Source organism: Centipeda artemidis DSM 19719 (assembly GCF_000426665.1).
Lineage (GTDB): Bacteria > Bacillota > Negativicutes > Selenomonadales > Selenomonadaceae > Centipeda > Centipeda artemidis.
Genome location: NZ_AUFU01000001.1, coordinates 243,019 through 268,367, shown reverse-complemented (window position 1 = coordinate 268,367; position 25,349 = coordinate 243,019). Strand labels below are relative to the sequence as shown.

The 25,349-nt window shown below is 58.4% G+C and carries 18 protein-coding genes and 5 tRNA genes; 18 read left to right on the top strand and 5 right to left on the bottom strand.

Translation table 11 applies throughout. From position 1 onward, the window contains the following. Positions 1 to 10: 10 nt before the first annotated feature. From K341_RS0101305 to K341_RS0101290, 4 genes are all read left to right on the top strand, one after another. Positions 11 to 3,802, top strand: a complete 3,792-nt coding sequence (locus tag K341_RS0101305) for a phosphoribosylformylglycinamidine synthase (protein WP_026761597.1) — start codon at positions 11 to 13, stop codon at positions 3,800 to 3,802. A 51-nt stretch (positions 3,803 to 3,853) separates the two neighbouring features. Further along, the gene (locus tag K341_RS0101300) at positions 3,854 to 4,303 is read left to right on the top strand and encodes a hypothetical protein (RefSeq protein WP_026761596.1); all 450 of its coding nucleotides are present in this window, start codon (positions 3,854 to 3,856) and stop codon (positions 4,301 to 4,303) included. 86 nt (positions 4,304 to 4,389) lie between these two features. After that, on the top strand, positions 4,390 to 5,406 hold the full coding sequence (locus K341_RS0101295) for a macro domain-containing protein (RefSeq protein ID WP_026761595.1): 1,017 nt from the start codon (positions 4,390 to 4,392) through the stop codon (positions 5,404 to 5,406). Positions 5,407 to 5,494: 88 nt separating this feature from the next. Beyond that, positions 5,495 to 6,142, top strand: coding sequence for a vWA domain-containing protein (locus tag K341_RS0101290; RefSeq protein WP_026761594.1), 648 nt, complete (start codon positions 5,495 to 5,497; stop codon positions 6,140 to 6,142). Positions 6,143 to 6,281: 139 nt separating this feature from the next. On the opposite strand, the gene K341_RS0101285 is transcribed toward K341_RS0101290, so the two are convergent. The 3 genes from K341_RS0101285 to rpmB all read right to left on the bottom strand — a co-directional run bounded on the left by K341_RS0101285 (position 6,282) and on the right by rpmB (position 8,467). After that, positions 6,282 to 7,619: a PepSY-associated TM helix domain-containing protein gene (locus tag K341_RS0101285; RefSeq protein WP_026761593.1), complete on the bottom strand. Its 1,338-nt coding sequence runs from the start codon at positions 7,617 to 7,619 to the stop codon at positions 6,282 to 6,284. A gap of 27 nt (positions 7,620 to 7,646) precedes the next feature. Further along, positions 7,647 to 8,186, bottom strand: coding sequence for a beta-class carbonic anhydrase (locus K341_RS0101280; protein WP_026761592.1), 540 nt, complete (start codon positions 8,184 to 8,186; stop codon positions 7,647 to 7,649). 89 nt (positions 8,187 to 8,275) lie between these two features. Beyond that, on the bottom strand, positions 8,276 to 8,467 hold the full coding sequence (gene rpmB / locus K341_RS0101275; RefSeq protein ID WP_009349805.1) for a 50S ribosomal protein L28: 192 nt from the start codon (positions 8,465 to 8,467) through the stop codon (positions 8,276 to 8,278). Between the two features lie 486 nt (positions 8,468 to 8,953). Between rpmB and codY the strand changes: the two genes are divergently transcribed. The 5 genes from codY to K341_RS0101250 all read left to right on the top strand — a co-directional run bounded on the left by codY (position 8,954) and on the right by K341_RS0101250 (position 10,817). Then, positions 8,954 to 9,784 (top strand): GTP-sensing pleiotropic transcriptional regulator CodY, encoded by an 831-nt coding sequence (codY, locus tag K341_RS0101270; protein ID WP_009349807.1) that lies wholly within the window; start codon positions 8,954 to 8,956, stop codon positions 9,782 to 9,784. 101 nt (positions 9,785 to 9,885) lie between these two features. Continuing rightward, positions 9,886 to 9,960: transfer RNA gene (locus K341_RS0101265), tRNA-Glu, on the top strand. Positions 9,961 to 9,965: 5 nt separating this feature from the next. After that, positions 9,966 to 10,042: transfer RNA gene (locus tag K341_RS0101260), tRNA-Asp, on the top strand. A 6-nt stretch (positions 10,043 to 10,048) separates the two neighbouring features. Next, positions 10,049 to 10,124, top strand: a tRNA-Phe gene (locus tag K341_RS0101255). Positions 10,125 to 10,205: 81 nt separating this feature from the next. Then, complete coding sequence (locus K341_RS0101250; protein WP_009349808.1) at positions 10,206 to 10,817, top strand: DedA family protein; 612 nt, start codon at positions 10,206 to 10,208, stop codon at positions 10,815 to 10,817. A 68-nt stretch (positions 10,818 to 10,885) separates the two neighbouring features. Here K341_RS0101250 and K341_RS0101245 read toward each other — a convergent pair whose 3' ends face one another. Beyond that, positions 10,886 to 12,850 carry a methyl-accepting chemotaxis protein gene (locus K341_RS0101245; protein ID WP_026761591.1) on the bottom strand — a complete coding sequence of 655 codons (1,965 nt, stop codon included), beginning with the start codon at positions 12,848 to 12,850 and terminating at the stop codon, positions 10,886 to 10,888. Positions 12,851 to 13,111: 261 nt separating this feature from the next. On the opposite strand from K341_RS0101245, the gene K341_RS0101240 reads away from it, so the two are divergent. Together K341_RS0101240 and K341_RS0101235 are read left to right on the top strand one after the other, a co-directional pair. After that, positions 13,112 to 14,608: a nitrogenase component 1 gene (locus tag K341_RS0101240; protein WP_026761590.1), complete on the top strand. Its 1,497-nt coding sequence runs from the start codon at positions 13,112 to 13,114 to the stop codon at positions 14,606 to 14,608. Further along, positions 14,578 to 15,798 carry a nitrogenase component 1 gene (locus K341_RS0101235; RefSeq protein ID WP_248676855.1) on the top strand — a complete coding sequence of 407 codons (1,221 nt, stop codon included), beginning with the start codon at positions 14,578 to 14,580 and terminating at the stop codon, positions 15,796 to 15,798. Before K341_RS0101240 ends, K341_RS0101235 begins: the two co-directional genes overlap by 31 nt. 70 nt (positions 15,799 to 15,868) lie before the next feature. Here the strand turns inward: K341_RS0101235 and brnQ are convergent, their stop codons facing one another. Further along, positions 15,869 to 17,212: a branched-chain amino acid transport system II carrier protein gene (gene brnQ, locus K341_RS0101230; RefSeq protein ID WP_026761588.1), complete on the bottom strand. Its 1,344-nt coding sequence runs from the start codon at positions 17,210 to 17,212 to the stop codon at positions 15,869 to 15,871. A gap of 274 nt (positions 17,213 to 17,486) precedes the next feature. Here brnQ and K341_RS0101225 point away from each other — a divergent pair. The 7 genes from K341_RS0101225 to K341_RS0101195 all read left to right on the top strand — a co-directional run bounded on the left by K341_RS0101225 (position 17,487) and on the right by K341_RS0101195 (position 25,298). Further along, a tRNA-Gly gene (locus K341_RS0101225) sits at positions 17,487 to 17,561 on the top strand. Between the two features lie 6 nt (positions 17,562 to 17,567). Next, positions 17,568 to 17,641: transfer RNA gene (locus tag K341_RS0101220), tRNA-Cys, on the top strand. A 68-nt stretch (positions 17,642 to 17,709) separates the two neighbouring features. Further along, complete coding sequence (gene miaB, locus K341_RS0101215) at positions 17,710 to 19,020, top strand: tRNA (N6-isopentenyl adenosine(37)-C2)-methylthiotransferase MiaB (RefSeq protein ID WP_026761587.1); 1,311 nt, start codon at positions 17,710 to 17,712, stop codon at positions 19,018 to 19,020. A 166-nt stretch (positions 19,021 to 19,186) separates the two neighbouring features. Next, positions 19,187 to 21,796: a DNA mismatch repair protein MutS gene (gene mutS, locus K341_RS0101210; RefSeq protein ID WP_026761586.1), complete on the top strand. Its 2,610-nt coding sequence runs from the start codon at positions 19,187 to 19,189 to the stop codon at positions 21,794 to 21,796. After that, the gene (gene mutL / locus K341_RS0101205) at positions 21,793 to 23,658 is read left to right on the top strand and encodes a DNA mismatch repair endonuclease MutL (protein ID WP_026761585.1); all 1,866 of its coding nucleotides are present in this window, start codon (positions 21,793 to 21,795) and stop codon (positions 23,656 to 23,658) included. The genes mutS and mutL overlap by 4 nt, the downstream gene beginning before the upstream one ends. Continuing rightward, on the top strand, positions 23,655 to 24,452 hold the full coding sequence (locus tag K341_RS0101200; RefSeq protein WP_026761584.1) for a class I SAM-dependent methyltransferase: 798 nt from the start codon (positions 23,655 to 23,657) through the stop codon (positions 24,450 to 24,452). The genes mutL and K341_RS0101200 overlap by 4 nt, the downstream gene beginning before the upstream one ends. A 99-nt stretch (positions 24,453 to 24,551) precedes the next feature. Further along, a complete protein-coding gene (locus K341_RS0101195; RefSeq protein ID WP_026761583.1) occupies positions 24,552 to 25,298 on the top strand; it encodes a metallophosphoesterase family protein in 747 nt (248 codons plus the stop codon). Positions 25,299 to 25,349 lie beyond the last annotated feature (51 nt).

Below are 25,349 nucleotides of genomic sequence, written 5' to 3'. Positions count from 1 at the left end.
GGGGGTTCCTATGTCTGTCAAACGAATCTTTGTGGAAAAGCGACAAGGATTTTTCGATATCCCGGCGCAGCGCCTGTGCACCGACCTTGTGGAGACGTTCCGTCTTACGCATCTGCGTGCAGTACGCCTGATCACGCGTTACGATATAGAAGGGCTGAGCGAAGAGGAGTTTGCGCAGGTGCGCAATATTGTCTTTGCCGATCCGCCCGTTGATACGGTGTATGAGGATGCGCTTCCGTATTTTTCGGATGCACATATCTTTGCGATTGAGCCTCTGCCGGGGCAGTTCGATCCGGCGGCGGCAGCCGCGGCGGAGTGTGTGCAGCTCGTGATGCAGGGGGAGCGTCCGGTGGTTCGTACGGCGCGTGTTGTGGTTCTCGTCGGCAAGGTAGACGATCCAACCTGTGAGCGCATTAAAAAGTATCTCATCAATACGGTGGAGAGCCGTGAGGCATCACTGGCGACCCCCGCAACACTCGATGCGCAGGTGTCGATGCCGATGGATGTGGAGGTACTGACCGACTTTACGCGCCTCACGCGTATTGAGCTGGAGCGATTCCATGCGGCACGCGGCTTTGCGATGAGCGAAGCGGATCTCGAATTTGTGCAGCAGTATTTCCGCGACACAGAGCGCCATGCGCCGACGATCGCGGAGCTGCGCGTCATCGACACCTACTGGTCGGATCACTGCCGGCACACGACATTTACCACGGCGATTGATGCGGTGAATATCGAAAACGGCTTTTTCTCTCTGCCCATTCTCGAAGCCTATCAGCAATATACGGACGACCGCCGGGCGCTCTATACGGACGGAAAAAAGCGTGAATCTACGCTGATGGACATCGCGGTCATCGGCATGAAGGCGCTGCGTGCGGAGCGCAAACTCAAGGATCTCGACGAATCGGAGGAGATCAACGCGTGCAGCATCCGCATCAAGGTGGACGTGGACGGCAAGGACGAGGACTGGCTGCTCATGTTCAAGAACGAGACGCATAACCACCCGACGGAGATTGAGCCGTTCGGCGGTGCGGCGACCTGTCTCGGCGGCGCGATCCGCGACCCGCTCTCGGGGCGCTCCTATGTCTATCAGGCGATGCGCGTCACGGGGGCATGGGATCCGCGCGTACCGATCGAGGACACCTTACAGGGCAAGCTCCCGCAGAAGAAAATCACAATCGGCGCGGCAGAGGGATACAGCTCTTACGGAAATCAGATCGGACTTGCGACGGGGATTGTGCGTGAAATCTATCATAAAGGATACCTCGCCAAGCGCATGGAGATCGGTGCGGTCATCGGCGCTGCTCCTGCGGCGCAGGTTGTGCGCGAGCGCCCCGCGCCGGGCGACGTCATTGTCCTGCTCGGCGGACGCACGGGACGCGACGGCATCGGCGGTGCGACAGGCTCATCGAAGCAGCATACGGAGGCGTCGCTGACGACCTCGGGCGCGGAGGTGCAGAAAGGAAATGCACCGACCGAGCGAAAGATCCAGCGGCTGTTCCGGAATCCTGAAGTCAGCCGCATGATCAAGCGCTGCAATGATTTTGGTGCGGGCGGTGTCGCCGTTGCGATCGGCGAGCTCGCCGACGGACTGATGATCGACCTCGATGCCGTGCCGAAAAAATACGAGGGGCTTGACGGCACGGAGCTTGCCATCTCAGAGTCGCAGGAGCGTATGGCGGTCGTGCTTGCGCCCGGGGATGTTGAGGCGTTTCTGCACCACGCAGACGCCGAAAATCTCGAGGCAACCCGCGTCGCGGTCGTGACGGCGGAACCGCGTCTCGTTATGAAGTGGCGCGGCAAGGAGATCGTGCGGCTCGCGCGCAGCTTCCTTGCGACGAACGGTGTGCGTCAGCGCGTACGCACGCTTGTCGAGACGCCGAATGAGAAGAATCCGTATCTGCAGCAGGTTCCCGGCGTTGTCAGACGCGCCGGACGTGATCTTGAGAAGGCGTGGCTCAGTAATCTGCGCGACCTGAACGTATGCAGTCAAAAGGGGCTCGGCGAGCGCTTTGACGCCACCATTGGCGCAGCCTCCGTTCTCATGCCGTTTGGCGGGAAATATCAGCTGACCCCCGCAGAAGCAATGGTTGCAAAGATTCCTGTGCGGACAGGGGCGACGAATACGGCGTCGGCGATGGCGTTCGGATTCGATCCAGATCTTTCGACATGGAGTCCGTTCCATGGTGCAGTCTACGCGATCGTTGAGGCAGCGTCGAAGATCGTTGCAACAGGGGGCAATCCACAACAGATTCGCTTGACCTTACAAGAGTATTTCGAGCATCTTGGCACCGACCCGAAGAAGTGGGGCAAGCCCTTTGCCGCGCTTCTCGGCGCGCTTTATGCCCAGCACGCGCTGGGGATGCCCGCCATCGGCGGAAAGGACTCGATGTCCGGCACGTTCGAGGATCTGAACGTGCCGCCGACGCTCGTGGCATTTGCCGTTGCGCCCGTTCGTGCGGATGAGGTGATCTCGCCCGAGTTCAAATTCCCGGCGAACCGCGTCGTCATGATCCCCGTGCCGCGCGATGCGCAGGATCTGCCCGTCTTCCCGCGCCTGAATAAAAATTTTGAAAAGATCTATCAGCTGATCGCCGGGCAGAAGGCATTCTCTGCGCAGACCGTCGGAAAGGGCGGAATCGCGGCGGCGCTTTCGAAGATGTGCCTGGGCAACAATCTCGGCTTTAAGTTCAAGGCATTTATTCCGCAGGATGATCTTTTTAAGCCTCTTTATGGAACGGTATTGCTTGAGGTCGCTTCGACACTCGATATTCCGAAGGAGCTTGCGGGGACGGGCGCCGTTGAACTCGGTGAGACGCGCGACGTGCCGAGTATCATCACGGATCTCGATACCATCGTGCTTTCCGATGTCAAGGCGGCGTATACCGAGCCGCTGGAGAAGATCTTCCCAACAACGGTGCCGCAGACGGTGCGGCAGATCGACCGCCCGACCTATGCGCCCTATACGAGCGGACGCCCGCTGAGCCGTGCGGTAAAGATTGCGCGTCCGCGCGTACTCATTCCCGTATTTCCGGGGACAAACTGCGAATATGACTCCGCGCGCGCATGGGAGCGTGTCGGCGCGGTTCCGGAGATCCTCGTTGTGCGCAACCTCACGCCGCAGGCGGTTGAGGAGACCGTGCACGCGATCGCTGTGGCTCTGCGGCAGACTCAGATTCTCATGCTGCCGGGCGGGTTCAGCGGCGGTGATGAGCCGGGCGGATCGGGCAAGTTCATTGCGGCGATGTTCCGTGCGCCCGAGATCGCGGAAGGAGTGCAGCGTCTCCTGCGCGACCAGGACGGGCTGATCCTCGGCATCTGCAACGGGTTTCAAGCGCTCCTCAAACTTGGACTGCTGCCCTACGGGAAAATCTGCGATCTCGACGAAAACACGCCGACGCTCACCTACAACAATATCGCACGTCACGTGTCGCAGACCGTGCGCGTGCGCGTTGCGTCGAATCTCTCGCCGTGGCTGACGAACGTCAACGTCGGCGATGCACATACGATTGCCGTCTCGCACGGCGAGGGGCGTTTCTATGCCGATGCGAGAACCGTGGCGAATTTGCGCGTGCGCGGGCAGATCGCGACACAGTACGTGAACGATCAAGGCGATCCGACGCTCGAGCAGCCGTACAATCCGAACGGATCGGTCAACGCGATCGAGGGCATTACCAGTCCAGACGGGCGCATCTACGGGCGCATGGCGCATGCGGAGCGCATTGGCGAGAACATCGGAAAGAACGTTGTCGGCGATATGAATCAACAGGTGTTCGAGTCCGGCGCCGCGTATTTCATGCGGTAACATCAAGGAGCAGGAAGCATGCCTGTCAACAGGAAGAGGAGTTTATTTTTTGTGTATATCACAGCGTTTATTTTATTGCTCGTTGGAAAACGTCTCCTGCAGACGATCGTTTGGTATCGGCGGGGTGAAGCAAGCGGTGCCGCGCTCATGTGTACGGTCGGCGTCTTCGGATCGGTACTCATCGCGCTCATTCCGTTTGTGATCCACGACCTAGACCTCGTGCCCGGATACGATTTTGAATCCGAGAAAGCACAATCCATGCTCAGATTCTTCATCGGCTGTATTCTGCTTTGCGGCGGGCTTCCTCTCTATTTCATTCGGCGTTCATTTGCGGCACGCATCGGCATGGCGGCCAATGAAGAAACCGTAAAACAACTGCCGCGTGCCGATCAAGGGCTGTACTTCTTCGTGCAGCGTCTGCCGCGCGCCGGCGTCTACGCGTGGGCTGTCGGCATTCTCCTGATCATTTGGGGACTTGCCGACGCATTTATGTACGCGTGAGTGAGAGATATACACATGACGAATGAAAAGGCTTTCCCGAGAAGAGGAACTCGGGAGAGCCTTTTTCTGCAAAGGGGAGAATCACGGTGCCGTTTGAACTCATACGAAATGATATTACAAAGATGAATGTCGATGCGATCGTGAACAGTGCGAATCCGCGCCCGATCATCGGGGGAGGTGTGGATGGTGCGATTCACCGTGCAGCGGGGGCAGCGCTGATTGCGGCACGCCGCAAAATTGGCGATATTCTCACAGGCGAGGCGTTCATCACGCTGGGATTTGACCTGCCTGCGCACTATGTCATCCATACGGTCGGCCCCGTGTGGCAGGACGGAAAGCACGGTGAGCCGGATCTCCTGCGTGCGGCATACCTATCGTCGCTGCGTCTTGCACGGGAACATGGCTGCAAGACGGTTGCATTTCCGCTCATCTCGGCGGGGATCTTTGGCTGTCCTGTCGAAGCTGCCCTGGAGACTGCCGTGGGAGCAATCAGTGAATACGTTTTACGGCACGATATGACTGTCTATCTCGTTGTGTTCGACCGCAAGTCATTTCAACGTTCGGGACACCTTTTTGACGATGTGCGTGCATATATTGACGAGAATTATGCGGCACGGGCGGCAGCGCGGGATATGCGTACTGCGGAGGAGGAGCCGATATTTGAGGTGCGGCGTCCCCGCGGCGCGGGGGCGAGACCGCCGCGCCGCTTGATAGGTCTCGGCACCGGAACGGCATCCTCTCTCGGGCGATGGCTGGGACGCAGGGATGAGACGTTTTCCGAGCGGCTGATACACTATATCGACGCGAAAGGATTTAAGGATCCCGAGGTCTATAAGCGGGCGAATATCGACCGTAAACTGTTCTCAAAGATTCGCAGCAATTCGGATTATCAGCCGCGCAAGAGTACGGCACTCGCGCTTTCCGTGGCGCTTCGTCTGAGTCTTGATGAGACGCGCGATCTCCTTGAGCGTGCGGGCTATGCGCTCTCGCACAGCAGCAAAGCGGATCTCATTGTCGAATACTTTATCACACGTGAAAAATACGATATTTTTATCATCAACCAGGCGCTGTTTTCGTTTGAGCAGCCGACCCTCGGCAGCTGATTTGTCGCTTTGCAGGCGACCGCCGCGCCCTTCCTTTTTGCTAAAATCATGACAGTAAAAGTCTTTCAGCAGAGAGGGAGGATTTATCATGAACAAGGTAACGGAGATTGTATTTATTTTGGATCGCAGCGGATCAATGGGCGGTCTCGAAGCGGATACTGTCGGCGGATTTAACTCCATGCTTGCAAAGCAGCAGGAGGAAGAGGGAGAAGCGTATGTATCGACGGTGCTCTTTGACAACGAAATCGATGTGATCCACGATCGCCTGCCGATCGCAGAGGTTCCGCAGCTCACCGCGCGCGAATACTTCGTACGCGGCAGCACGGCGCTCCTTGATGCCGTGGGCGGCGCGATACGGCATATTGCCAATGTCCATAAGTATGCGCGGCGTGAAGATGTGCCGGAAAAGACACTTTTCATCATTACGACGGACGGCATGGAAAATGCAAGCACACGCTATACCTATGAGCGCGTGAAACAAATGGTGAAGAAGCAAAAGGCGCGTGGTTGGGAGTTCCTCTTCCTTGGGGCAAATATTGATGCCATTGAGGCTGCTGGGCAGTTCGGCATCGGCGCAGGGCACGCTGTGAACTACCGTGCGGATGCCCGGGGGACAACGCTGAACTTCATGGCAATGTCCGAAGCGATCAGATGTGTGCGTGTCTGTGAGGAGCCCCTTTCCGCGGACTGGAAAAAGGGGATCGAGGAGGATGTGCGGCGGCGCGGCAGATCATAATCCGCACATTGTTATCGAAAAGAGCTGCGGCACATATGTATTGTACAATGTGCTGCAGCTCTTTTTAGCGGGGAAAATGGCGCAGTGCGAGGGCATTTATCGCAGCTGCGAAACGTCAGTATTCGACGGCATGATGAACCTAGGCACGGTGATCATGATTCATGCGCACCAGCAAATAGACAAAATATACGACCGGCAGACCCAACGCGAGGACACCGACGATGTTGCCGATGCCGCCTGTGATGGGGGCGAATAGACCGATCACAGAGAGAGCGGCGATCAGCATGGGGGCGCGCCATACGGACATCCCGATGCGGCGCATCACGGGCGGCACGTTCCGGTAGACGGCATTGTATTTGCGCGTCCAGAGGAGTACGCAGCCCGTTACGATCATCGCTGCTGTCAGAAGGAGCATCGCCGCCCAAATAATCTTGAGAGGGATCGTATCGTGATTGTGGATGTGCAGATTGAGGAAGATCGGTGTCATGCGCAGCCAGTCCGGCGGCGGGACGAGCAGCGGTTCAGCTCCGCGGTCGTCCGGCAGGAACACCATCTCGTCAAGGACAAAATTTGTCGGCTTCGCAGGCGGGTCGGCGATGTGGAACGTATAATGCCCGCCGTCGTGCTCGGGCAGCGCCATCGTGAGGATGTTCTTGTCCGGATAGGCCTCCTGCACCGTGCGAAGCGCATCCGCAGGAGTGATCGGGATACCGAACGGCACATAGGAGGAGAACGCCTCCATCGCAGCTATATGCGCGTCGCGGTGGTAATTTCGCGAGCCCGCGGAGTAGGAGGCGATGAAGACGGCGCTGAGACAGAGTACAAGAGCCCACACGAGCGCAATGGCGGAGACGTATTTATGCCAATCCGACCACAGCACGCGCCGCGCATTTTTCCGGATCGTACCGAATGCGAGCCCCTTCATCATCGGCGCGTAGAGGATAACACCTGAGATCATAGAGAGGATCGCGAGGAGACACATGAGCGCGAGAAAATGTTTACCCGCCATGCCGGCGGTGCCGAGCTGCGTGTGCAGGAGATGTGCCCACCGCAGTATCGTCTCGATGCCCTGCACACGGTAGACGCGCTCCTTGCGGTTAAAGACCTCTCCCGTGCGTACGTCGTACATGATCTGCTCACCGCCCATGCGCATGTGTGCGCGCTCGGCAGTCTTGCTGCCTTTATCCTGCACAAGGAAATAGAGCGTGCCGTCCGCAGGATTTGGCGTTACGGCGCGGATTTCCTTGCCGGGGAAGCGCGCAGCGACTGCGGAGAATCCCTCCGGCAGTGCCCGCCAGATCTCCCCTTGCGGAAGCGGATCGCTTGCTGCGGGCAGATTGACCGTGTTCCACGCGCGCAGCTCGTCGCGAAAGAGCATGGGGAGCCCCGTCAGCGTCAGCATCAGGAAGAACAGCGCGCAGACGAGACTCACCCACCGGTGGATTTGATAACAAAGACGCATTGCCATATTGGTCATCTCCCATGAATGGCAGGAAAGAAATTTTTACACGCGTGCCGCACCGATTTTATTTGCCTCCTCTGAGAGCGCGAGGTGTCCCGTCTCCACGTCGTAGATGTAGCCGTGGATGATTATCTCGGGCGGGACGAGCGGGTGCAGGCGCAGGCGGCGCACATCGCGCACGACGCTTTCCTCGATCGTGCCGCGGATGGGCATGAAGTCCATATAGTACGCCTCGGGCGATCCCGTATCGGAGGCGAACTGCTCCTGCGCCTCTTCGTTGGTAAAGGACTGCATCCCGCAGTCCGTATGCTGAATGACGAACCACTCCGTCGTGCCGAGCCTCTTGTGCGAGATCAGCAGCGAGCGGATCACATCCTCCGTCACTCGTCCGCCCGCGTTGCGGATCACATGCGCGTCCCCTTCGGCAAGCCCTGCGAATTTCGCGGGGTCGAGCCGGCAATCCATGCAGGTGACGACCGCAAAGGCGCGCGTCGGATGGTGCGAGAGCCGCCCCTTATCTCCAAAGTCCGCCCGATACGCTGCATTGGCGGCGCGAATCTCCCGCGCATTTTCCGTCCCCATCGTTATACCTCTTTCCCGTTGATTCAATATTCTCCAAAAAAGAAAAAACCGCCCGGCGTGCCGGACGGCTTTCTCTATGCACTGAATGCTCAGACGGCACGATCGACGTTGCCCGAACGCAGGCAGCGCGTGCACACATTGACGTGTTTGATTTCACCCTTCACAAGGGCGCGGACACGCTGGATATTCGGCTTCCATTTGCGTTTCGTCTTTACATGGGAGTGACTCACATTATTCCCGCTCATCGGTCCTTTGCCGCAGACCTCGCATACACTTGCCATTGTTACACCTCCTCGGCGCAGACTTCACTCAAGCCGTGCGCAATACCAAGCTATTATACTATGCTTCCTGACATTAGGCAATATGCCGTGAAAAATTTTTCTGCACATCACGAAAAAATACGTGAAATTGTCCTTTGCGTCACAATATTATTGAAAATATTTTTTTCGATTTATTTTTTTGAAAAATTTTTGGAAGATGTTTGCATTTTCTATTATATGTGATAAAATCATGCCGGTCTATTTTTTGTTTTCTCCTTTTGCTATTTTTGTTCTGAATCAAGTAGAACTGAATCTCTACGAATTGGAATCTTCTGAGTCGTGTTTTTTATTGCTTAATGTAGCAAAAATGAAAAACATTCAAGTTTTTCTTGAAATTTAGAAAAAAAGTAGTATGATATATACAAGAGGAGATATTAAAGTAGGTATGGGGTATGGCAACATGGTTTCACGGGCAGCGGATGCAGCCTGAGAAAGAGGGGGATTCACATGATTTCACTGTTGGGGAAGACACGGCAAATCAACCGTCTCCTGCAGCGCTCCGAAAGCGTTGAGTATGATGGGATTTCGCGTGTGTTGAGCAACGTCCTTGAGGCGAATGTCTACATTACCGACGAGAGCGGCGCGATATGCGGGTATGCCCTCTTCGATGATTACGACGAGGATCTCATGGTCAATGAAGTAATCGAACAAGGGCGCTTCCCGCGCAAGTATGTCGATTGGCTCAACCGTCTCGAGGAGACGCACGTCAATCTGCGTGTCGAAGGGCAGGCGTCCTATGAAAAGGAGATTGCACAGCTCTTCAGAGGGCAAAACATCGCGATCACACCGATTTTTGGTCCGCGGCGTCGTTTGGGGACGCTCGTTGTGGCAACGGGGAAGAAGGAGTTCGGCGATCCGGATCTCCTGCTCTGCGAGTATGGCGCAACCGTTGTCGGCATGGAGATGCTGCGCGACGAGGCACAGCGCAGCGAGGTGGAGGCGCGGCAGCGCGAGGCAGTGCGCATCGCGGTCGAGACGCTTTCCTACTCCGAGCGCAAGGCGGCACACGCCATTTTGCAGGAGCTCGCCAGTCAGGGCAAGTTTGAGGGCAGGCTGATCGCCTCGCGCATCGCTGACGAGGCAAAGATTACGCGTTCGGTCATCGTCAATGCACTGCGCAAGTTTGAGTCGGCGGGCGTTATCGAGTCGAAGTCGCTCGGTATGAAGGGGACGTTCGTGCGCGTGACCAACTCCTACCTTATGGAGAAGCTGCCGGAACTTGAGGAGTATGCCGCCGACGTCCAGTGGGCGAACCTTGGCAGCGGCATCAATCTCTGACATGCACGTATAAAGGTATTGACAACAGCGTGAAAATCCAATATAATGGCGTCCGTGAGTGTGTTGCGAACGCCATTTTATTTTGCAGCCGAAACAGTCACGGCGCGTTGGTCAAGTGGTTAAGACACCGCCCTTTCACGGCGGCTTCACGGGTTCGAATCCCGTACGCGTCACCAAATACGGCCCGGTAGTTTAGTTGGTTAGAATGCCGCCCTGTCACGGCGGAGGTCAGGGGTTCAAGTCCCCTTCGGGTCGCCATTTTTTGCCTCGGTAGCTCAGTTGGTAGAGCAGGGGACTGAAAATCCCCGTGTCAGTGGTTCGATTCCGCTCTGAGGCACCACCACAAACACATGTCTCCGGTACGACAGCACCGGGGCTTTTTTTGTAGGGATTCGAGGATTTTATAAGGGAGCGCATTTCGGTGGAGTATTTCAATCAGATTTTTCTCTCGTTTATCGCATCGTGGGGCTATGCCGCCGTCGCCCTTTTGATGGCGGCGGAGAACGCCTGTATTCCCATTCCGAGTGAGCTCATTCTCGGCTTTGCGGGCTATCTCATCTTCGCGGGTCATATGTCGTTTGAGGGAGCACTTGCTGCGGGCATGACCGGCGGTCTGCTCGGCTCGATTTTTGCCTATGAGGTCGGTGCGTACGGCGGCCGCCCGTTCGTGGAGAAATACGGGAAATATTTCCTCATCAAGCAGTCCCATGTGGACGTGGCGCAGCGCTGGTTCGACCGCTACGGTCTCAAGGCGGTCTTTTTCAGCCGGATGCTGCCCGTCGTGCGTACCTTCATTTCGCTCCCCGCAGGATTCGCGCGTGTGAATCGAAATCGGTTCTTCCTCTATACGATTGCGGGATCGCTTCCGTGGACGGCCGCCATTCTTTACGCGGGAATGCTGCTCGGCGAGAGCTGGACGGATCTCATGGCATACGGACATGAGGCGAGCCTCATTTTTATCGTCGGCGCGGTGATTGCGGCAGTTGTCTTTTATGTACGTTGGAAAAAGAAAAAGGAGCGCAGGCTGCGCTGACAGTATAAAAATAAACCGACCGATAAGACATAATCTTATCGGTCGGTTTATTTTTGTGTGGTTTTAGTTTAGGATAAACGGAACTGCTTGGTGGCCTGCTGCAGCTCTTGTCCCAATTCGGAAAGCGTATGGCTCGCGGCAGCAATCTCCGACATGGCGGCGGACTGCTGTTCGGCGGCGGAGGAGATTGCCGATACTTCTTCCTGCATCTTGGTATCGGCATCGCTTGACCCGCTCTTGATGTTTTCGATGGAGCTGACCGCGCGGTGACTGGTCTTCTGAACCGAGGCGGCGATTTCTGCGATGTGGTTGATTTGTCCCGAGAGACCCTCAATGAGTTCGGCGATGGCGGCAAACTTCTCACCGGAGCGATGTATCTCTTCGACACTCTCCTCAACGTTGGTGGTCTGCTCTTCCATTGCACGGAAAGTTTTATCCATCTGCACGGCGTTGCTGCCGAGGAGTGTAGAGATGTTCTGTGTTGCTTCCTTCGACTGCTCGGCGAGCTTGCGTACCTCGTCCGCTACGACGGAGAAACCCTTGCCGTGTTCGCCCGCACGAGCGGCTTCGATCGCGGCGTTGAGCGCCAGGAGGTTGGTCTGTTCCGAGATATTTGTGATCATCTCGACAATGGAAGAGACCTCGTGCGCGCTGCTTTGCAGTTCCTTGACCGTATCCGTGACGGCAACCGTTCCGTCTTTGAGACTGTTCATCTTGCTGATCGTATTGGAGAGGATCGTCTGACCTTCGCGGGTTGCTTCCTCTGTTGCTTTCGCGGAGTCGACAATCTCGCTGATGACGTCCGTGACCTGAGAGATGCTGGATGAGGACTCCTGCATGAGCCCTGTCGCCGACGAGATGGTCTCACTCTGCGCACGCGATGCATCCGCCACCTGTGCGACGGATTTTGCCGTGTATTCCGAAGCCTGTGCCGCCTCTTTGGTATTTTCTGAGAGATCGGCAGAGGACTCGGCGATGTGTCCCGCGACCTCGCTGACCTGGCGAATGAGTTTGCGCAGATTGTGTGTCATGTTGCAGAACGAATTGTGCAGTGTGCCGATTTCGTCCGTGCGCTCGACCGGCAGCGCGGTTTTGCGCAGATCTCCCTGCGCGATGGTCGCGGCGAATCCGGCGAGATCCTCGACCGGTACGGAGATCAGGCGTGCGATGTAGAAGAGAATGCCCGAGAGGATAATGAACGCGACGACTGCAATACCGACCATGATTCCGAGGAGGGCGCGCGAGGAGGCAAAGACCTCGGACTGCGGCACGCGCAGGACAAGAACCCAGCCCGAATCACCGACCGGGGTCGAGGCGTAAAAACTATCCGCGCTCTCGCTGAAGGCGGACGACCCGGAAAAGAATGTAGGGGCAAGCGTTTGGAGCTCCGGCTCGTTCACGGACGAAATACTGTCGTCGATCGAGTATTTTTCATGATAGATAAAATTGCCGTCCTTCGTGAGGAGGAATGCCTTGCCCGTGTCGTAGACTTTTGCCTTGGAGAGCATGTCGGCGACGAGGCTGAGGTTCAGATCGCAGCCCGCGACGCCGACGACGGTATTGCCGTCGCGGATGGCGGAGCTAAAGCTCATGACGGGCATACCGTTGGCTGCCTTGTAGACGGAGGACTGGCAGACCTTGTTCGAGGAGAGCGCATCTTTGTACCAGCCGCGCGACGTCGCGTCGAAATCGCTCGGTATATCATATCCTGCACCGTCGATGAACGGCTTATCGGGGAAACCCACAAAGAAATCGGAGTTCTGCGTCGCAAACTCCTTTGCACCAAGCGTCATGTCCTCATAGGAGGTGGGTTTTGTACTCCATAGACGCGTGACCGTTTCGAGGGTACGCGATTTTGCCTGGAGCGCCGTGTTGATGTTGGCAGCGTAAACATTCGCCATCTGAAGCATTTCTTGTGAGGCGACTTGCTGAATACTTTCCGAAGCCTTCCAGTAAATCGTGCCCAACATGATAAGAAATATGCAGATGAGCGGAACACCGACAAGTGCCATGATTTTTGCACGCAGATTCATAGGAGTCCTTCCTTTCTAGAACCGAAGGTACAATGTACCTATAATTTCCATATGGGCATATTGTACCTCTTTCTCCTGCATGTTGTCTATAACATTTTATCAATATTGAAATAAAAATTTAAGAAAAAATCATGAAAAATAATTATATTGCAAAAATAATATGTAAAAAACTTCTATGCATGAAGAAAAATCACAGATCTGTTGTAACTACTATGATAAAATAAAATCTAATCAATATGATGCTGTTGGGAGGCGGGCAGAATGAAGCGATACTATGAGAGGCGCTTGTGGCACGGTATACAGGGAATCGACGTCATCCATAACTATGCGCTGAACGGGAAGATCACGGGGGCTCTTGCGGCGCTGCGCGAGATCCCGGGGTGCATTCCCGTGCTGCACGGGCCGATCGGCTGTGCGTTCCACTACCGGCGTTCGACGCGTACGCCTGCGCCCGTCTACGAGGCGCTGTCCACGCGGCTCGATGATTCGGATGTGGTGTTCGGCGGTGAGGAGAAGCTGATCGATGTGCTCGAGCGCGCGGCGGCGGAGCAGCCGGAGCTGATTGCGGTGCTCCCGACCTGCGTGACGGACGTGATGCAGGAGGACATCGACGGCATTGTGCGGCGGTTCCGCGAGATGCATCCGGGGGCGCCGCCCGTCATCTCCGTGGCGTCGTCGGCGTTCTCGCACCGCAGCAGCAGTACGGTGGTCGAGCATCTGAAGGAGCGCATCGCGGCAAAGGGGCGTGTCTATGGGAAAAAGACGAAGGTGGAGTACCGCGGCTGCGGGTTCGTCGAGGTTCTGGAGGCGCTCGTCGATCAAGTGATGGAGGAGCAGGAGGTCGCGCCCGGGACGGTCAACATTGAGGCATTTGCATGGGGGGATCACAGCACCCGTGCGGTGCAGTCCGTCATCGACACGCTGCGTGCGATCGGCATCGAGACGAATACACTGCTCCCCGCGGTATCCTGCGCGGAGATCGTGCGTGCGCCGCGCGCGGCGCTGAATATTGCACGGCGGATGCGATGGGCGCGGCGCATGGAAGAGCGGTTCGGCACGCCGTATCTCCATTTTTCAAATCTGTACGAATGGTACGGCGTCGATGGGATTCGTGACTTTTATCTGACGATTGCGGATGCGCTCGGACGCAGGGAAGCGGCGGAGCATGTTCTCGCGGCCGAGGAGCGGCGTGTGACACCGGAGCTGAGGGAGCTGCGGGCGTATCTTGGAAGGTTCCGGTACGGTCTCGTGAGCGCGTCGTTCAGTAAAATTCCGGAGTTGATTCAAATCTATGAGTGCGAATACAATATGAAGCTGGACTTTGTTGCGCTGCTCCTGCCGCCCGATTATGAGCGGACGCGGGGGCTGGAGGAGGGGACGGCGGCGCGGATGCATGAGAAGATTCGTGCGGCGATCCGCGAGACTGCGCCGCATATCGCGCTCTATGTGTGCCCCGACGAAGGGACGCTCGCCCGACTCGCTGCGGGTGTCGATGCGCTCGTGGGGAGCGGGGCGCAGCGGTGCGAGCATTTTGGGGCGCCGTGGATTCCTGCAATGTACGATCGGCGTGCCTTTTCGATGGAGGATTATCGGGATGTGCTCGCGGGGCTTGCGCGTGCGGTGGAGCGGCGGCGCGGAAAGCGGCATTTGCTCCTCTCGCGGCTCAGGTACAGCGAGGAGCATTATCCGATGACGGACGAGCCGAATGCGCTCGCCTCGCGCGAGATGTGGGACAGGATGTGGAGGATGAGGCAGTGAAACCGGGGGAGAGCTGCAGGCTGTTCGGTGCGTACCGTGCATGTATCGGGATTCGCGATGCCGTGATCCTCTTTCACTCCGTCGTGGGGTGCAATGCTGGGACTCTGCTGCTGCATCTGGCGCAGCACCCCGCGGATGTGCGGCAGGCGTGCACGGTCATGTATGAGTCGGACGTCCTCTACGGCGGTACGGAGACGCTTAGGGATGGGCTGCAGCATGCCGCAGAGCTCTATCCCGATCCGCAGGCGATCATCGTCATCAGCGGCTGTGTGCCGAATCTCATCGGCGACGATATGGCGGCGGTGATCGCGGCCGCGGGGCTCGACGTGCCCGTCCTGCACGTAATGGGCGCGGGCACTGTGGGAACGATGGGGGACGGCTACGAGGCGGGGCTGCGCGCGCTCGGCGCATATATGCGTCCGGGGGAGATCGTTCCAAGATCGTGCAATATCCTCGGAATCTCTTATGACGATCCGTGCGCGGAGGGGGATATTGCGGCGCTTCGAGAGATGCTCGCGCCACGTGTGCAGGTGCAGTCTGTGCCCGGCTGCGGCAGCTTTGCAGAGATGCGGGACGCACCGCGTGCCGCGCTCAATATCGTGCTCGGCGGCGGGGGACGCGAGCTCGCGGCGTATATGCAGGAGCAGTTCGGTACGCCCTATATCGTGGCAGACTATCCCTACGGTATTCACGGCATGACGGCGTTCATTGAGTGCGTGGCGGACGCGCTCGGCATCGCGGAGATAGATGCGTGGACGGCGCCGTTTGTCCGGGCGGCGGAGGAGATCGTTCGCCGTGCCGCAGAGCCTCTGCGGTATCTCTATGGAACGCCCGCCGCTGTGCTCGTTGACGCCGTGCACATGGCGGGGCTTTGTACGTTCCTTGCGGAGGAGCTAGGCATGGAGGTCGCCCTTTCGAGCGACGGGCGCGGCGATATGCGGGAAGTGTACGATGCGGTGCGGGCGTCCGACGCGGTCGTCGTATTTGGAAGTTCCTATGAGAAGGAGCTCTGCACGGACGGGGGACGTGTCCTTGTGCGCATCTCCTACCCCGTGTTTGACCGGTTGCAGCTCGTGCCGCACGGATATTTGGGCGCGGAAGGGCTTGCGCATCTCATTGAGGAGATCGTCAGCGCCGTTCTGCAGCATGAGTACAGCCCAACGGAATACGGAGAGGTTCGCGTGCGCTGAATTTATTTTTGCAGAAAAAAAGATATGCCGCATCGGTATGGATGCAGCACGCCTTTTTAGGTTAGGATGCTTACGCCTCTGCGCGCGTCGTTTGGAACTGGGAGACAACGAACCCGACGAGTGCGCCGACGATCGCGGGGCAGACCCAGCCCATCGTGATGTCGTAGAACGGCAGATGCGCTGCGAGCAGCGCGTCGAGCGCCGTGCTGCTGATGCCTGCGACGCGCAGACCGTCGATGACGGAGAAGGCGAGCGTGAATCCGACGGCATATTGGTAGATCGCCTTGTGCCGCCCGGTATAGAAGTCAAACAGTGAGATGATGACAAAGACGATGACGAGCGGATAGATGGCAATGAGGAAGGGGATCGTGATGGCGATGATCTGCGTCAGACCGATGTTCGAGATCGCAAAGCTGACGAGGTTGAAGAGGAGGAGCAGACGTTCATAGGTGATGCGTCCGTCAAAGAGCCGATTGAAGTACATCGCTGCGCTCGAGTTGATGCCGCAGGTGGTCGTTAGACACGCCAGACCAATGATGACGGCGAGGAGCAGGTTGCCGCCCGCGCCGAAGAAGATGCCGACGGCATCGGAGAGCAGCTGTCCGCCGTTCTCAGAGTGTCCGAGAACTGCGGCGCTCGTTGCGCCGAGGTAGGCGAGCGAGCCGTAGACTGCCGTCATGAGGACGACTGTCATGAGACCTGAGCACAGGCATGTGAGGCCGATAGCGCGGGTGTCGCTGACGCCGCGCAGGCGGATGGCGTTGGCGACAAGCGCGCCGATGCCGATGGAGGCGAGCAGATCCATCGTCTGGTAGCCGTCCTGAAAGCCCTGCGCGAACGGCGCATCGATGTAGTTGCCCGTTGGGGGGAGAATTTCGCCGAGCGGCATTTGGAACGCACGGGCGAAGAGAATGAGCAGAACGATGAGGAGCGCGGGCGTGAGGATCTTGCCGACGCGGTCGACGATCTTGCTCGGCGTCAGCGCAAGATAATGCGCCGCAGAGAAAAAGATGGTCGTGTAGATCAGTTGCCCAAGCGCGATATTGTCTGCGCTGAGGAAGGGACGAATACCGATCTCAAAGGAAACCGCGCCCGAACGCGGCATCGCAAAGAGCGGCCCGATGATGAGATAGAGGAGGACGAGCAGCATTGCCGCGAACCACGGCGAAGTGCGCTTGCGAATGAGGGGAGCATAGTCGCCGCCGCACAGAGCAATCGCGGTGATGCCGAGCAGCGGCAGACCGATGCCCGTTGTCATGAACCCGAGCATAGCAACGAACGTATTCTCGCCGGCAGCCTGACCGAGTACAGGCGCGAAGATGAGATTGCCCGCACCGAAGTAGATCGAGAACATCATCAGTCCGAACGTGATCAGATCTTTTTTTGTCAGAGGGTATATACTGAGTCCCTTCATAGAACATTTCTCCTTTGTATGTGAAGTGTGCTTCTTCGCCGATACCATGCGGCAAAAAAAGCAGGTAAACTGCATTATTGCAGACTTGGCGCCGCATGTCAAATCAATCTGCAACATTATGGTAGTATTTTCTTTCCGGCGTAAAAAATGTCAGTTCATACCATATTTTTATGAAGGGGGCGCGTAAATATAGATGCGGTGTATTTTGGGGTTGACAGGTACAGGGATTGTGGCTATAATAACTCATGTCGCGTATCGCGGCGTGAAGCATCATGCGGAAGTAGCTCAGTGGTAGAGCACCACCTTGCCAAGGTGGGGGTCGCGAGTTCGAGCCTCGTTTTCCGCTCCATGATTCGGCGACATAGCCAAGTGGTAAGGCCGAGGTCTGCAAAACCTTTATCCCCAGTTCGATTCTGGGTGTCGCCTCCAATATGAAACGCGGTCCGGAAGAGTTCTTCCGGACTTTTTTACTATCTGTGTTAGGGTGAACGAAACGAATGTCCACAGGTCGCTATAAGATACTCGTCTACGGCTGCCAAATGAATATCGCCGACGCCGAGCGGATGGAGGGGCAGCTCCAATCGGTCGGCTACACGCGGACGGAGGAGACGGCGGATGCCGACGTGATCCTCATCAACACCTGCTGTGTGCGCGAGTCGGCGGAGGACAAGGTTTATGGCAAAATCGGCGAGATCAAAAAGCTCAAGGAACGCAATCCGCACCTCATCTTCGGCATTGCAGGCTGCATGGCGCAAAAAGAAGGGGACAACCTCATGCAGCGCGCACCGCACATCGACTTCGTGCTCGGCACGGGAAAGGTGCAGGAACTGACGCGCATCATCGCGGAGATCCGCGCGGAGCACTCGCCCGTGGTTGATACGGTCATCGGGAATACGATCGCGGAGAATCTGCCCATCGCGCGCGGGGGGAAATTCTCGGCGTGGGTGCCGATCATGTACGGCTGCAATAATTTCTGCACGTTCTGCATCGTTCCCTATGTGCGCGGGCGCGAGCGCAGCCGCACGCCTGAGGACATCGTGGCGGAGGTGCGCCGCGCGGTCGCGGAGGGATATACCGAGGTGACGCTCCTCGGGCAGAATGTCAATTCCTATGGAAAGGATCATAAGGCGGCGGATTTTGCCGACCTCCTCCGGATGGTTGACGAAGTGGAGGGCATCCGCCGCGTGCGGTTTATGACCTCGCATCCGAAGGACATCAGCGATAAGCTCATCGATACCATCAAAAACGGGCGGCATCTCTGCGAGCACATCCACCTCCCCGTGCAGTACGGCAGCAACCGGATTCTGAAGGCGATGAACCGCGTCTACACAGTGGAGTCCTACCGCGAGCGCGTACGCCGCGTGCGCGAGGCGCTGCCGGACGCGAGCCTGACGACCGATCTCATCGTGGGGTTCCCGGGGGAGACGGAGGAGGACTTCGCCGCGACGCTCGATTTCCTCCGCGAGATCCGCTACGATTCGGCATATACGTTCCTCTACTCGAAGCGCTCCGGTACGCCCGCCGCGCGCATGGAGGATCAGGTGCCGGACGATGTGAAGCACGCGCGCCTGAATCTCCTCATGGAGGAGCAAAATAAGATCAGCCGCGACATCAACGAAAAACTCGCGGGCACGAAGCTGGAGGTCATGGTGGAGGGCGAGAGCAAGAACGATCCCGCCGTGTGGAGCGGGCGCACGCGCACGAACAAGATCGTGCTCTTTCCGCATGGGACGGAGCAGGCGGGCGACTTCGTCCATGTCCGTATTGACCGCGCTCAAACGTGGGTGTTGAAGGGCGAAATCTGTTGACCTCGCCGTAATATGCACATAGAATATATAGTACGGTTCGATGTGCGGTGTCGTACCGTCTCTGTGTGGAATGCACAAATCATGCGTGCCGAACCTCGCGGTCAGTCGCAACAAACGATGCGCGTGTTACATTGAAAACTATTATTAACATATAAGGAGGATCGCCGTGGAGCCACAGAATATCACACCGATGATGCAGCAGTATCTCTCTGCAAAGAAGGCGCATCCGGGCGAACTGCTCTTTTTCCGCCTCGGCGATTTCTACGAAATGTTCTTCGACGACGCAAAGATTGCGGCAAAGGAACTCGGGCTGACGCTCACGAGCCGCAGCGGTGACCTCGACAAGAACCCCATGTGCGGCGTCCCTTATCACGCCGCGGACAGCTACATCGCGCGGCTCGTGGCAAAGGGATTCAAGGTCGCCATCGCCGAGCAGATCGGCGATCCGAAGGCAAAGGGACTGACTCCGCGCGAGGTGGTCAAGGTCGTAACGCCCGGCACCGCTCTCCTCGGCGAGGAGCTCAAGGACGCTGCCAACGTCTACATCGTCCTTATCCATGAGACGGCACCGGGGTGCTATGCACTCGCGGGGGCGGACATCTCGACGGGCGAGTGCTTCTACGCTGCCTATACGGGGGACGCCGCCGTGCAGCAGATACAGGACGAGCTGTACCGGCGGACGGCGGCGGAGCTTCTCTTTACCGAACCGCTATCCGTCGCGGACGATGTGCGCACCTTTGCCGTACAGAGGCTGCCGCACTGTGCAATTACCGTTGTTGCACCGGACGCCGATGACGAACTGCTTGCGCGCCATTTCCCGCCCGAGGAGATTCCCGCGGACGCGGGCGCGCGCACGGCGATTGCCGCGCTCCTGCGCTATCTGCACGCGACGGTGATGGCGGATCTCTCGCAGATCAACCGCCTCTCGTTCCTCGATGCGGCGGCGGGAATGCAGCTCGACACCTACACACTGCGCAACCTCGAAATCACGCGCAGTCTGCGCGACGGCGGCAAGAAGCATACGCTCTTCGACGTACTCGACTTCACGCGCACGCCGATGGGGACGCGTCTCTTAAAGTCGTGGCTCGAGCACCCGCTGCTCGCACCGCACCGCATCGATGCGCGTCTCGACGCGGTGGCGGAGCTCGTGAGCGCGTCGTCCCTGCGCGGCAAACTGCGCGATCTCCTGCGTTCGATCTATGACTTTGAGCGCCTGCTCACGCGTATCGAAACGCAGGCCGCGAATGCGCGCGACCTCGTCGCCCTGCGCGTGTCGCTCGCGGCGCTACCCGGCGTGCGTGCGGCGCTCTCGGGGGCAAAGAGCCGCCTGCTGACGCGTGCGGCAGAGGGGATAGAGACCTTTGACGACCTGCGTGAACTGCTTATGGCGGCGATCGTCGACGAGCCGGGACTCTCCGTGCGCGACGGCGGCATTATCCGCATGGGATACAGTGACGAGCTTGACGAGCTGCATCGCTTTTCACACGACAGCAAGTCGCTCCTGCAGGAGATGGAGGAGCGCGAGCGGGATCGCACGGGCATCAAGACGCTCAAAATCGGCTACAACAAGGTGTTCGGCTACTACATCGAGGTGCGCCACAGCGGCAGCGACCGCGTACCTGCGGACTACATTCGGAAACAAACCCTCGCGAATGCGGAGCGGTTCATCACCGAGGAACTCAAAGAGTTCGAGACGAAGATCCTCAGCGCGCAGGAGAAGATCGTTGCGCTCGAGTACAGCCTTTTCGCAGAGCTGCGCGATCGGGTCAAGGAGCGGCTTGTTCCCATTCAGAACGTCGCCCGCATGATCGCGCGCGTGGACGTCCTTCAAAGCATGGCGGAGGCGGCGGCATCGTATCGCTATGTGCGCCCCGTGATCCGCCCCGCATCGGACGGCGAGATCATCATCAAGGACGGGCGGCACCCGCTCGTAGAGCGTCTGCTCGAACGCGATCTCTTCGTGCCGAACGACACGCATCTCAGTCATGGTGCGACTGAGACGATGCTCATCACGGGCCCGAACATGGCGGGCAAATCCACCTACATGCGGCAGGTCGCGCTCCTCACGCTCATGGCACAGGTCGGCAGCTTTGTCCCCGCACGGTCGGCACAGATCGCGCCCGTCGACCGCATCTTTACGCGCATCGGGGCGAGCGACGACCTCGTGAGCGGGCAGAGCACGTTCATGGTCGAGATGAACGAGGTCGCACAGATTCTGCGCGAGGCGACGCGGGACAGCCTCGTCATTCTCGACGAGATCGGGCGCGGCACGAGCACATTCGACGGCATGAGCATCGCGCGCGCCGTCGTGGAGCACATCGACACGCGCATCCATGCCAAGACGCTCTTTGCAACGCATTACCACGAGCTGACTGAGATGGCGGGCGAGCGCATTCGCAACTACTGCATTGCCGTCCGGGAAAAAGGGCGCAGTGTCGTGTTCCTGCGCCGTATCGTCGCGGGCGCGGCAGACAAATCCTACGGCATCCACGTCGCGCGCCTTGCAGGGCTCCCTCCAAAGGTGACGGAGCGCGCCGAGGAGATTCTAAACACGCTCGAACAGTGCGCCGTCACGCAGCGCGCCGCAGCCGCCGCAGGACAGCCGGAGACGGATCTGCCGATCGCGGCGGAGGAGCCGGGCATGGCGTCGCTCTTTGCGGGCGGCACGCTCGAGGAACTGCGCGGACTCGACGTGATGACCATGACGCCGCTCGAAGCGATGAACACGCTCTATCGCCTGCAGGAGCAGGCACGGAAGGAGGCGGGAGAGAGATGACACGGATTCATGTCCTCGACGATACAACCATCAATAAGATCGCGGCGGGCGAGGTCGTCGAGCGTCCCGCCTCCGTGGTGAAAGAACTCGTGGAGAACGCCATCGACGCGGGTGCGACCGCCATAGAGATAGAGATCATGGGCGGCGGCACGAGCTTTATCCGCGTCACGGACAACGGGCGCGGCATGGAACGCCCCGATGCCGAGACCGCGATCCTGCGCCATGCGACGAGCAAGATTTCGACCGTCGCGGATTTGCAGACCGTCGGCACGCTCGGATTTCGCGGCGAAGCGCTTCCGACGATCGCGTCCGTGTCGCGGTTTTCCCTCATCACACGCACGGCGGATGCCGACCTCGGGACGCGCGTCGAGATCCTTGGCGGCAAGACGACCGAGATCGAGGATGCGGGCTGCGACGTCGGGACGACCGTGCGCGTGGAGGATCTGTTCTTTAACACGCCCGCGCGAAAAAAATTTCTCAAGATGGATCGCACGGAAGCGGGCAAAATCAGCGACTATGTGATCATGCTCGCACTCTCGCGTCCCGACATCGCGTTCCGGTTCGTCAACAACAACCGCCTCACACTCATGACGGCGGGCGACGACAGCCTGCGCCGCGCGATCGAGAGCATCTACGGCGGTGACGCCGCGGGGGCACTCATCCCGCTCGATTTTACGGACGAGACGGGGGACATCCGCATCACGGGCTATATCTCGAAACCCTCCATGATCCGCAGCAGCCGCGCGTGGCAGACCTACATCGTCAATGGGCGCACGATCCAAAACCGCGCGATCGCCAAGGCAATCGACAACGTATACCGTGCCCTCGTGCCGAAGATGGGCTTCCCGCTTGCCGTGCTGCGCATCGAGGTGCCGCAGCGCACGATTGACGTGAACGTGCACCCGCAGAAAACGGAGATGAAATTCGAGGACGAGGGGCGCATCTTTAAGGCGGTCTACAAGACCGTCCTAGACGCCGTGCGCGGTGCGGCGGGCGAAACGGCATCGATTGCCGCCGCCGTCGAAAAGCCGAAATTTCACTATGAATCCATGCCGCTACGGATGCCCGCCACACCGCCCCCTGCGTCCGTACCGCACACTTACGCACCGACCGCGATGCCCGCGCAGACCGTTCACGAGGCGGCACAGCGCGCGGCGAGCGCTGACCTGCGCAGTGTGCAGGATATTGTCGGCAGAGCGCGCAGTGAGGAACGTGCCGCGCTGATGGCGGAGGAATCCCCGGGCGCGTACCGCGCGGAACCTGCGCCCGCGGGGACGATCGAGAGCGGGCTCATCCCCATCGGACAGGTCGATCTCACCTACATCGTTGCGCAGAGCACACGCGCACTCTACATCATCGACCAGCACGCCGCGCACGAGCGCATCCTCTTTGACAGATTTTGTGCGCTTGCGGAGGGGATTCCCTCGCAGCAGATGCTTGTGCACGCGATTCTCTCCTTTGATGCACGCGAGGCACAATATATTGAAGAGAACGCGGAGCTCTTTTCCCGGCTCGGCTTTCGGATGGAACCTGCGGGCGATCGCGAGTACCGCCTGACCGAGTTGCCCGCCGACGTGCCGATGGACGAGGCGGAGGACGTCATTCGAGAGATCCTTATCTCCCTCGGCGAGCTGCACGCCGCGACACCCGCTCAGCTCAGGCAGGCGGGACTTGCGACCATGGCATGCCGTGCCGCGATCAAGGCGGGCGAGGAGCTGAGTTTTCGCCAAATGGAGATTTTGCTCGAAGAACTCCGCACGACGCCGTTCCCCTTCACCTGCCCGCACGGACGCCCGACGATCCTCACATTCGATACGACCGACCTCGCGAAGATGTTCAAGCGCACGGGGTTCAACCTATGACGGCGCGCGTCGACGCCGTTGTGACGACCGTGCGGCGGGGACATAAATATACCGCGGCGAACCGGCGGCTCGCGGCGGAGACGGCAGAACGGCTCGGCATCCCGAACGTGCCGCGCGGGAGCGATTCGCTTGACGATCTGCGCGCCCGCTACGGCGTCGGAAACGTCCTTGTCGCGCGGAGCGGACGCCTTACCCTCGACACCGCGTCGGGGGAATTATTTTTTCACCCCGGAATGTCGCATCTGCGCATCAAGAACCTCATGCGCGGGCAGGGGGATCACCTCGTTGCCGCGCTCGATCTCCGCGCTGGAATGCATGTGCTCGACTGCACGCTCGGCACGGGCGCGGATGCCATTGTCGAGAGCTATGCCGTCGGCGAGACGGGGCGCGTCACCGCACTCGAATCGAGCCCCCTCATCGCCGCGGTCATCGGCGACGGGCTTGCCCATGCCACCGGGGACAACTATGACATGCACGCCGCCATGCGCCGCATCATCGTCCACGCCGCGGACGCCTTGACCTATCTGCGGGAACAGCAGGACGATAGTTATGACGTCGTTTACTTCGACCCCATGTTCCGCCGCCCCCTGCATGAGAGCGCGGGCATGAACGCCCTGCGCGCGCGCGCCGACATGCGCGCCCTCACACCCGAGACCGTCGCCGAAGCGCGCCGTGTCGCCCGCCGCCGCGTCGTTATGAAGGAGCGAAGGGAGAGCGAAGAGTTTGAGCGGCTGGGCTTTTTTGAAGTTGTGGGAGGGAAGTATAGCCGAGTTTCCTACGGCGTAATGAAGTGACAGCTTCTAGCTATGCATCTATACACACAAGAGAGATAATTCCGCTCACTTCGATCAAGGGGTTCCTAGAGGAAGTGACTCTATATAAAGGGGGATCTTATGGATTTTCAGCGGATTTTAGCTGTTGGTGATATTCATGGCGATATACAGCGGCTGCGTGAGCTGTGGAAGAAAGTAGATTTTGATGATACGCGGGATTTGCTTGTTTTTCTAGGAGACTATATTGACCGCGGTCCAAAACCCCTTGATGTACTGACCTTCGTGCAAAGGGTTACCGAACGTTATGAGAATGTCTATGCATTGCTTGGTAATCACGAAGCGATGATGCTGCACTATTTGACTCAGAATGGGCGAGATGGATTTGATCCGACAGATATATGGCTTTCAAATGGTGGGGGAACGACCTATCACCAACTCCGTACGATGCGGGAAGAGCCTGCAGAACAACTCATCCAATTTGTGAAATCACTTCCTCTCTATTTTCGTACCTTCTATGAAGAACAGCGCATCCTCTTTGTCCATGCGGGCATTAATCCTGCGCAGAAAAAGCAGACGGCACGCGATCTCCTCTGGATACGCGATTCGTTTTATGAAAACTACCGCGGCAAAGAGCTTGTCGTCGTCGGACATACTCCCACACAGTCCATGCCGCGCGGCGGTAATACCCCACTTTTTCTCCCCAACAACATCATTGCCTGCGACACGGGGAGCTTTCTCCCCGGCGGACGCATCAGCTGTGTCGATGTCCAGCGGTATCTCAATCTCTGCGCACGCGGGGAAGCACCGTCCGCCGAGGAACTTGCTTCTTGTTATGTGCAGAGCAGTATGCTCAGAGTTGTAAGATAAAAACACAGGAAAAACGGCCGTACGAATGCATTTTGTGCTTTCGTACGGCCG

What these genes read in the sequence shown, in the direction of transcription:
- K341_RS0101305 (WP_026761597.1), top strand. Translation starts at nt 11, where the DNA reads ATGTCTGTCAAACGAATCTTTGTGGAAAAGCGACAAGGATTTTTCGAT.
- K341_RS0101285 (WP_026761593.1), bottom strand. Translation starts at nt 7,619, where the DNA reads ATGACCAATATGGCAATGCGTCTTTGTTATCAAATCCACCGGTGGGTG.
- brnQ (WP_026761588.1), bottom strand. Translation starts at nt 17,212, where the DNA reads ATGAAGGGACTCAGTATATACCCTCTGACAAAAAAAGATCTGATCACG.
- K341_RS0101245 (WP_026761591.1), bottom strand. Translation starts at nt 12,850, where the DNA reads ATGAATCTGCGTGCAAAAATCATGGCACTTGTCGGTGTTCCGCTCATC.
- codY (WP_009349807.1), top strand. Translation starts at nt 8,954, where the DNA reads ATGATTTCACTGTTGGGGAAGACACGGCAAATCAACCGTCTCCTGCAG.
- K341_RS0101200 (WP_026761584.1), top strand. Translation starts at nt 23,655, where the DNA reads ATGACGGCGCGCGTCGACGCCGTTGTGACGACCGTGCGGCGGGGACAT.
- rpmB (WP_009349805.1), bottom strand. Translation starts at nt 8,467, where the DNA reads ATGGCAAGTGTATGCGAGGTCTGCGGCAAAGGACCGATGAGCGGGAAT.
- K341_RS0101195 (WP_026761583.1), top strand. Translation starts at nt 24,552, where the DNA reads ATGGATTTTCAGCGGATTTTAGCTGTTGGTGATATTCATGGCGATATA.
- mutL (WP_026761585.1), top strand. Translation starts at nt 21,793, where the DNA reads ATGACACGGATTCATGTCCTCGACGATACAACCATCAATAAGATCGCG.
- miaB (WP_026761587.1), top strand. Translation starts at nt 17,710, where the DNA reads ATGTCCACAGGTCGCTATAAGATACTCGTCTACGGCTGCCAAATGAAT.
- K341_RS0101290 (WP_026761594.1), top strand. Translation starts at nt 5,495, where the DNA reads ATGAACAAGGTAACGGAGATTGTATTTATTTTGGATCGCAGCGGATCA.
- K341_RS0101280 (WP_026761592.1), bottom strand. Translation starts at nt 8,186, where the DNA reads ATGGGGACGGAAAATGCGCGGGAGATTCGCGCCGCCAATGCAGCGTAT.
- K341_RS0101240 (WP_026761590.1), top strand. Translation starts at nt 13,112, where the DNA reads ATGAAGCGATACTATGAGAGGCGCTTGTGGCACGGTATACAGGGAATC.